This is a genomic window from Streptomyces sp. (genome assembly GCF_031178505.1).
GTDB classification, from domain to species: Bacteria; Actinomycetota; Actinomycetes; order Streptomycetales; family Streptomycetaceae; genus Streptomyces; species Streptomyces gulbargensis.
This window is the reverse complement of record NZ_JAPSIW010000250.1, coordinates 1-8,608: the sequence shown is the minus strand read 5'-3', so window position 1 is coordinate 8,608 and position 8,608 is coordinate 1. Positions and strand designations below refer to the sequence as shown.

7 protein-coding genes are annotated in these 8,608 nt (G+C 78.7%); 6 read left to right on the top strand and 1 reads right to left on the bottom strand.

Translation table 11 applies throughout. The annotated features are described in order from the left end of the window. The 6 genes from RIF68_RS17980 to RIF68_RS17955 all read left to right on the top strand — a co-directional run. Positions 1 to 729, top strand: a 729-nt coding sequence (locus tag RIF68_RS17980) for a glycosyltransferase family 9 protein (protein WP_309052285.1), incomplete at its 5' end; no start/stop codon positions are given. A gap of 60 nt (positions 730 to 789) precedes the next feature. Further along, positions 790 to 1,752 (top strand): glycosyltransferase, encoded by a 963-nt coding sequence (locus RIF68_RS17975; RefSeq protein WP_309052284.1) that lies wholly within the window; start codon positions 790 to 792, stop codon positions 1,750 to 1,752. Beyond that, positions 1,752 to 2,996, top strand: coding sequence for a glycosyltransferase (locus RIF68_RS17970; protein ID WP_309052283.1), 1,245 nt, complete (start codon positions 1,752 to 1,754; stop codon positions 2,994 to 2,996). The genes RIF68_RS17975 and RIF68_RS17970 overlap by 1 nt, the downstream gene beginning before the upstream one ends. 91 nt (positions 2,997 to 3,087) lie before the next feature. After that, positions 3,088 to 3,810: an SIS domain-containing protein gene (locus RIF68_RS17965; RefSeq protein ID WP_309052282.1), complete on the top strand. Its 723-nt coding sequence runs from the start codon at positions 3,088 to 3,090 to the stop codon at positions 3,808 to 3,810. Next, on the top strand, positions 3,807 to 5,234 hold the full coding sequence (rfaE2, locus tag RIF68_RS17960) for a D-glycero-beta-D-manno-heptose 1-phosphate adenylyltransferase (RefSeq protein WP_309052281.1): 1,428 nt from the start codon (positions 3,807 to 3,809) through the stop codon (positions 5,232 to 5,234). Before RIF68_RS17965 ends, rfaE2 begins: the two co-directional genes overlap by 4 nt. A 548-nt stretch (positions 5,235 to 5,782) precedes the next feature. Continuing rightward, positions 5,783 to 6,751: a glycosyltransferase family 9 protein gene (locus tag RIF68_RS17955; protein ID WP_309052280.1), complete on the top strand. Its 969-nt coding sequence runs from the start codon at positions 5,783 to 5,785 to the stop codon at positions 6,749 to 6,751. 29 nt (positions 6,752 to 6,780) lie between these two features. On the opposite strand, the gene RIF68_RS17950 is transcribed toward RIF68_RS17955, so the two are convergent. After that, positions 6,781 to 8,244 (bottom strand): MFS transporter, encoded by a 1,464-nt coding sequence (locus RIF68_RS17950; RefSeq protein WP_309052279.1) that lies wholly within the window; start codon positions 8,242 to 8,244, stop codon positions 6,781 to 6,783. Positions 8,245 to 8,608 lie beyond the last annotated feature (364 nt).

The window sequence follows — 8,608 nt, the reverse complement described above, 5'->3', positions numbered from 1 at the left end:
GGCGACGACGGCGCTCTGCGCGTCCTGCCCCCGCCGGACACCGGCGCCCTCACCGGCCCCGGCCCGTACGTCGTGCTGCACCCCGGCGCGGCCGTCCCCGCCCGCGCCTGGAGCCCGGACCGGGCCCGGCGCGCCGCCGAGGCCCTCCACCGCGCCGGCCACCGGGTCGTCGTCACCGGCGGCCCCGGCGAGAGGGAGGGGACGGCCGAGGTCGCGGGCCGCCACGCGCTCGACCTCGGCGGCGCCACCACCGGACTCGCCGAACTCGCGGGCGTTCTGGCCGGAGCCGGCGCCGTCGTCACCGGCAACACGGGCCCCGCCCACCTCGCCGCCGCCGTCGGCACGCCCGTCGCGTGCCTCTTCGCCCCCGTCGTACCGGCCGAACGCTGGCGCCCCTACGGGGTCCCCCACGTCCTGCTCGGCGACCAGGAGGCGCCGTGCGCGGACTCCCGGGCCCGGGTCTGCCCCGTCCCCGGTCACCCCTGCCTCGACGGGGTGCCCGACAACGAGGTCCTCGACGCCGTGGCCACCCTGCTGCGCGGGGCGCGCGCCGACCACCGCCCGCCCTCCGCCGCCCCGGCCCCGCGGGCGACCGTGACCGCCCCCGGACCACCGCCCCCGACCGGCGGCCCCGGACCGGGTGCGGGCGCACGGCCCGGCACCGGCCGGTCCCCGACGGTGAGGACCGCCCCCGCCGACCGCAGACCCCCCACCACCCGGAGACCGTGAACGGCCCCCAGGCCGCGCCCGCCCCGAGGCCGCGACCGGTTCGAAAGGAGCAACCGCCGCATGAACATCCTTCTGTGGCACGTCCACGGGTCCTGGACCACGGCGTTCGTCCAGGGGCCGCATTCGTACCTGGTACCCGTCACCCCCGACCGGGGCCCCGACGGGCGCGGCCGGGCCCGGACCTTCTCCTGGCCCGCCTCCGTCCGCGAGGTGCCGCCCGCCGAACTCCGGGACGCCCCCGTCGACCTGGTCGTCCTCCAGCGCCCTCACGAGGAGCGGCTCGCCACCGAGTGGCTCGGCGGCCGGCGCCCCGGGCGGGACGTCCCCGCCGTCTACGTCGAGCACAACACCCCCCGCGGCGACGTCCCCCTCAGCCGGCACCCCGTGGCCGACCGCCCCGACCTCACCCTCGTCCACGTCACCCACTTCAACCGGCTCCTCTGGGACAACGGCACCACCCGCACCGCCGTCGTCGAACACGGCATCGTCGACCCCGGCCACCGCTACACCGGACACCTGCCCCGCGCGGCCGTCGTCGTCAACGAACCCGTACGGCGCGACCGGTTCGTCGGCACGGACCTGCTCCCCGCCCTCGCGGAGGCGGCGCCCCTGGACGTCTTCGGCATGCGGACCGAAGGCCTCGCCGCCCACCTCGGCCTCCCCGAGGACCGCTGCCGCACCGCCGACCTGCCCCAGGCGCGCCTCCACGACGCCATGGCGGAACGCCGCTTCTACCTGCACCCGATCCGGTGGACCTCGCTCGGTCTGTCCCTCCTGGAGGCCATGCACCTCGGCATGCCCGTCGTCGTCCTCGCCACCACCGAGGCCGTCGAAGCCGTACCGCCCGGCGCCGGGACCCTCTCCACCCGCCCGGAGGAACTCGCCCGGGCCGCCCGCCACTACCTCGCCGAGCCCGAGGCCGCCGCCGCGGACGGCGCCCGCGCCCGGCAGGCGGCCCTCGAACGCTACGGCCTGAAACGCTTCCTGGACGACTGGGAGCGCCTCATCACGGAGGCATGCTGATGACTTCCCATCCCCTGCCCGCCCCGGCGCCCCTCTCCATCGCCCTCGTCTCCGAGCACGCGAGCCCGCTCGCCACGCTCGGCGGCGTCGACGCGGGAGGCCAGAACGTCCACGTCGCCCAGCTCGCCGCCGGCCTCGCCGACCGGGGACACCACGTCACCGTCTACACCCGCAGGGACGACCCCGCCCTGCCGGTCGTCGCCCCGCTGCGGCCCGGCGTCCTCGTGCACCACGTGCCCGCGGGACCGCCCGAGCCCGTACCGAAGGACGACCTCCTGCCGTACATGGACGCCTTCGGCCGGTACCTCGCCCGCCAGTGGCGCACCCGGCCGCCCGACGTGGTCCACTCGCACTTCTGGATGTCGGGCCTGGCCACCCTCCGCGCCACCCGGATCGCCGGGCTGCCGTTCCTGCACACGTACCACGCCCTCGGCACGGTGAAGCGGCGTCACCAGGGCGCCGCCGACACCAGCCCGCCCACCCGGATCGCCCACGAGACCGACATCGGCCTGGGCTGCGACCGGATCGTCGCCACCTGCCGGGACGAGGTCGAGGAACTGGCCGCCATGGGCATACCCCGCGCCAAGGCCGACATCGTGCCCTGCGGCGTGGACCCCGCCGCCTTCCGGCCCGACGGCCCGGCCGCCCCCCGCGGCCCCCACCGCCACCGCCTGCTGCACCTCGGCCGGCTCGTGCCCCGCAAGGGCGCCGCCGTCTCCGTCGCCGCCCTCGGCAGGCTCCCCGGGACCGAACTCGTCATCGCCGGCGGCCCGCCCGCCGACCGGCTCGACACGGACCCCGAGGTCCGGCGCCTGCGCGCCCTCGCCGAGGAGACCGGTGTCGCCGACCGGATCCGCTTCACCGGGGCGGTACCGCCCGCCATGGTGCCCGTGCTCATGCGCGGCGCGGACGTGGTGCTCTGCCCCGCCGACTACGAGCCCTTCGGCATCGTCCCGCTGGAGGCAATGGCCTGCGGCCGGCCCGTCGTCGCCAGCGCCGTCGGCGGCCAGCTCGACTCGGTCGCCGACGGTGTCACCGGCCGCCTCGTCCCCGCCGGCGACGCCCCGCTCCTCGCGGCGGCCGTACGGCTCCTGCTCGCCGACCCCGCCCTGCGCGGGCGGTACGGCCGGGCCGGGCGGCGGCGCGTGCTCGAACGGTTCTCCTGGGCCCGCGTGGCCGCCGCCACCGAACGGTCCTACCGGGCCGTCGCCGCCGCGCAGGCGCCCCTCGCCGGAGCCCTGTGACCGCCCCCTCCGGGGCGGCGGGCACACCCGGCGCCCCGCCCGGACAGCCGAAGGAGGTGCGGCCGGACCACTCGCGTCGCGGCCGGACACCATGACCGAATCACGGACGTACGAGGAAGCGCGCCGCCACTGCCGGTCCGTGTGCCAGGCCGTCGAGCGGCTGTACGAGGACGACCTCGGGCGGCTCGCCCGGTGGGGCGAGGGGCTGGCCACCGCCCTGTCGGCCGGGGCGCGGCTGCTCGCGGCCGGGAACGGCGGCAGCGCCGCGCAGGCCCAGCACCTCACCGCCGAGCTCGTGGGGCGCTACCAGGGCGAGCGGCCCGCGTTCTCCGCCCTGTCCCTGCACGCGGAGACGTCCAGCGTCACGGCCATCGGCAACGACTACGGATTCGAGCAGGTCTTCGCCCGGCAGGTCGCCGCCCACGGCAGGGCCGGGGACGTGCTCCTGCTCCTGTCGACCTCCGGCCGCAGCCCCAACCTGCTCTCCGCCGCCGTCACGGCCCGCTCCCGGGGCGTGACGGTCTGGGCGCTGACCGGAGCCGCCCCCAACCCGCTGGCGGAGGCCGCCGACGACGCCCTCTGCGTCACCGGCGCCACCACCGCCACCGTCCAGGAGACCCACCTGGTCGCCGTCCACCTGCTGTGCGAGTTCTTCGACGCGGCCGTGGTCGAGCGGGCGGCGCGGGAGGCGGGCGCGGGCCGCGGGAGCACCGCCCGCGCCCGGGCCGCCGCCCCCGCCGGTACGGCCGCCGTGGCCGACGGGGTGCCCAGCCGGGAGGAACCCCCGTACGCCTTCTTCGGAGGTGCCTCATGAACCGAGGACCGCTCGTCGTCGTCGGTGACCTCCTGCTCGACGAGGACATCGAGGGCGAGGCCACCCGCCTCGCACCCGACGCGCCCGCGCCCGTCGTCGACATCGCCCGGGTCCGCCGCCGGCCCGGCGGCGCGGGGCTGGCCGCCCTGCTCGCCGCCCGGCACGGCGGGGAGGTCGTCCTCGTCGCCGCCGCCGGCCCCGGCGACCACGAGGACGGCGCCCGCGCCCGCCGGGCCCTCGGTGACCGGGTCCGCCTCGCCGGCCTGCCCCTCGACGGCACGGTGCCGGTGAAGACCCGCGTCCTCGCCGGCGGCCGGCCCCTCGTCCGGCTCGACCGGGGCGGCGGCACCCCCGGCTCCCCGGACGCCGGGGTTCTGGACGTCCTCCGCTCCGCGCGCGCCGTCCTGGTCTCCGACTACGGGCGGGGCACGGCCGACGTGCTGCGCACCGCCCTCGGCGCCCTGGCGCACAAGGTCCCGGTCGTCTGGGACCCCCACCCACGCGGCGGGCCACCCGTCCCCGGCACCCGCCTCGCCACCCCGAACGCGGGCGAGGCGGCCCTCTTCAGCCGCCTCCCGGGCACCTCCCTGCGCGCCCACGCCGACCGGGGCGCCGACCTCGCGGCCCGCTGGGAAGCCACCCACGTGGCCGTCACCCTCGGGGCGCGCGGCGCCCTGCTCACCCGGGCCGACGCGGCCGCCCCCCTCTTCGTCCCGGCGGTCCGCGCCACCACGGGCGACCCCTGCGGCGCGGGCGACTGCTTCGCCGCCACGGCCGCCGCCGCGCTCGCCGACGGCGCCCTGCCGGAGGAGGCGGTGGAACGGGCGGTCGCCGCGGCCGCCGCCTTCGTCGCCGCCGGTGGCGCGGCCGCCGTCGGCGCCACCGGCGAAGCCCCCGCCGAGGGCGCCGGCCGCGCCCACGACCCGGCGCCGCCCGGGGACGCCGCCGCCCTCGTCCGCCGCGTCCGCGCCCGGGGCGGCACGGTCGTCGCCACCGGCGGCTGCTTCGACCTCCTGCACGCCGGACACGTCCGGCTCCTGGAGAGCGCGGGCCGCATCGGCGACTGCCTGATCGTGTGCGTCAACTCCGACGCCTCCGTGTCGCGCCTCAAGGGCCCCGGGCGCCCGCTGACCCCCCTCGCGGACCGGATGCGCGTCCTGGCCGCCCTCGCCAGCGTCGACGCGGTCGTCGCCTTCGACGAGGACACCCCGGAGCGGCTCCTCGCCACCCTGCGCCCCGACGTCTGGGTCAAGGGCGGCGACTACACACCCGACGAACTTCCCGAGGCGGAACTCCTGCGCGGCTGGGGCGGCCAGACGGTGGTCCTCCCGTACCTCGACGGCCGCTCCACCACCTCGCTCGCCGACCGCGCGGCCCGGTCGGCGCACACCCCGTCCCCGGCGGCCCCTCCGGCGGCCCGATGAGCCCGCGCGACGCCATGCCCACGGGCGGTACGGGATCCGGCCGCTCATCCCGGGGAGCCGCCCCCGGCACCGCCGGCCGCCGCCCCGGAGCGGTCCAGGGCGGCGCAAGCCGTCCCGTCGTGCCCGCTACGGGCGGGCCGCGTACGGAGGCGACCACCACCGGCCATGCCGACGGCACCCCATCCGCAGGCCTCCGTGCGGGTGGGTCCCGCGACGCTCCGGACGTCGGCCGCCGTGAGGGCGGGGTCACCACCGGCCGTCCGAGGGGTGCGTCGGTCCCGGGCGGCGAAGACCGCGCGCCGGAGGCCGGTCTCCGTGCGGGTGGGGCCACCGTCGGCGGTGCGAGTGACGAGCCGGAGCCGGGTGGCGAGGATTGCGCCCCGGGCGCCGCCCTCCGTGCCGGTGGGGCCACCACCGGCCGTGCGAGCGACGAGCCGGCCCCGGGTGGCGGGAGCCGTACCGCGCCCCTCGGTCACCGTGGCGGTGAGCCGGGCCGGGAGCGTGGGGGCCGCACGGGCCGGGAAGGGCCCGGCCGTCCGGTCGTGCTCGTGCTGCGCGCGCTCGGGCTCGGGGACCTCCTGACCGCCGTACCCGCGCTGCGCGCGCTGCGCCGGGCCCTGGCCGGGCACGAACTGGTCCTCGCCGGCCCGCCGGAGCTCGAAGGAGTGGCGCGCGCCACCGGCTGCGTCGACCGGCTGCTGCCGGCCGCGGGGCCCGGCCGGGCCGTCCCCGACGCGCTCCCTGCGGAGGCCCGGCGCCCGGACCTCGCCGTGAACCTCCACGGTGGCGGACCCGCCAGCCACCGGCTGCTCGCCTCCCTCGCCCCCCGCCGGCTGTGGGCCTTCCACCACCCGGAGCTCCCCGGCCTGGAGGGCCCGCCCTGGGACCCGTACGCCCACGAACGCCACCGCTGGTGCGCCCTGACCGCCTGGTACGGCTGCCCGGCGGACCCCGACGACGTACGGATCACCCCGCCCGGCACCGCCTCCCCCGCTCCCGGCGCGGTCGTCCTGCACCCGGGCGCGCAGGCGCCCGCCCGCCGATGGCCGGTGGCACGGTTTGCCGCCGTCGCCGCCGCGCTCCACCGCGCGGGTCTTCCGGTCGTCGTCACGGCCGGTCCGGGCGAGGGCCATCTGGCCACGGCGGTCGCCGCCCGGGCGGGACTGCCCCCCGCCGCCGTGCTCGGCGTGCCCCGCCCCCTGGCCTTCGACGCGCTGTGCGGGCTCGTGGCGCATGCCCGCTGCGTCGTCGTCGGGGACACCGGGCTCGCCCATGTGGCGACCGCCCTCGGCACCCCGTCCGTGGTGCTGTTCGGGCCGGTCGCCCCTTCGCTGTGGGGTCCGCCCGACAACGGCCTCCACCGCGTCCTCTGGTGCCCCTCCCGAGGCGACGACACCGCCCGCCCGGGCGATCCGCACGCCGGCCGCCCGGATCCCCGGCTGTTGCGGATCACCCCCGGGGACGTCCTGGAAGCGGTTCACACCCTGCTGCCCGCCACGGCGGGAGCGGGCTCGTGACGCGCCGCCCGGGCGTCCGCGCGCCCGCCTCAGACGGCGGCTTCGAGCTCCGCCGGGACGCCGGGGCGCCCGCCCGTCTCGGCCCCGCCCCGCGCCGGGAGCCCCGCCCCGACCCGTACGGGTACGGCGACCGGGACCGGCACGGGAACCGTGACCGGCTCCCCGGCCGCGCTCCGGCGGCCGTGCAGGAACGTTCCCGCCGCGACGGCCGCCGCGACGACCAGACCACCCGTGACGAGCGCCCCGCGCGCGCCGAGCACCTCCATGAGCAGGCCCAGGGTGGGCGGCGCGGCCAGACCCCACAGGGTGCGGACGCTGTTCCAGGCGCCGAGCACCCGGCCCCGCATCCGGGGCGGCGGGTCGGTCTGGAGCAGGGTGTTCTGCGCGGTGTCCCCGACGGACTCGGCCACGGCCATCGGCAGGGCCAGCACGACCAGGAAGGCCAGGCTCGGGGAGACGCCCGCGAGCACCTGGAGCAGGGCGCCGCCCGCGGTGAGCAGCGCCACGAGCCGCACGCGCGGCGCGCGGAGCCGCGCACCGAGCACCGCGCCGGCGATGCCGCCGACGGCCAGCGCCGTGGAGACCGCGCCGAAGGAACCGGCGCTCCCGGCGAGCGGGCCGGTGACCAGGACCGCGAGCGTCAGCGAGTAGTTGCGGCCGAACAGCGCGCTCACCGCGTTGAGACCGGCCAGGGCGACGAGCCGGGGCCGCTTCGCGAAGAAGACCAGACCGCCCCGGACGCTGGTGTCGGCCTCCTCGGGGGTGAGCGGCGCGCCGTCGCCGTCGGGAGCCGAGCCCTGGGGCCTGAGCAGGGTGAGGAAGGGGATCACGGCGGCCACGAAGAAGAACGAGACGCCGTTCGCCAGGTAGGCGGCGGCGGTGCCGAGCGTGGCGACGGTGACACCGGCGAGCGCGGCGCCCGCCAGCCGGCCCGCGCCGTGGGCGAGCGACCCCACGCCGATCGCGGAGGGCACGTCGCGCGCGGGGACGAGGTCGTTGCCGAGGAGCGCGCAGGCCGGGCCGTCGACGGTGGCGACCAGGCCGGTCAGCACCGCGAGCCCGATGAGGACGGGCAGGTTCAGCTGGTCGAGGGCGACGAGCGCCGCGGTGGCCAGGGCCACCAGGCCCAGCACCACCTGGGCGAGCGCGGCGGTGAGCTTCCGGGGCCAGCGGTCGACGGCCGCGCCGCCGAGCAGCCCCATCAGGAGGCCCGGGGCGGCCTGGGCGGAGATCGACAGACCGGCGGCCGCGGGGGAGCCGGTGATCTGCAGGACCAGCAGGTTCTGCACCGTCAGCTGCATCCACGTACCGGTGTTGGAGACGAGGTGGGCCACCGCCCACCAGCGCATGCCGCGGTGGCGCAGCGACCGCCACGGGGAGCGCTCACCGGAGGACGACGCGGCGTCTCCGGCGGGCCGGGGGGCCGGGACGGCGGGCCGGGACGTGACCGGGCGCACGAGGGACAGGGACAGGGGCTTGCGGAAGGAAGGCACGAGAACACCGGGGGGCGCGCCCCGGGCACGGGCACGGGGGAGGCGGGAGTACGACGGGCGGGGGCCCGGTCCGGGCGCCGGGGCCGCGGCGCGGTCGGAGAGGCACGGGCATGGGCGGGGTGCGCCCGGCGACCCATCGTGGCAGACGGTTCCCGGGAAGCGGTGACGCCCCGGCGCACCCCCCGCGGGCGAGGCCCACCGATCCACCCAACTCCCGTGCCCGGCAAGGCCGTCGGCCTTCGCGTGGGCTTGCTCACACAGCGGCGCCCACCGGGGCGCCACCACCCGTTCCAGCGACCCGGGAGGCCCGGGGAGAAGAGGTACCGATGAACAGCGTGACGAAGATCGACGGGGGACAGGCCCT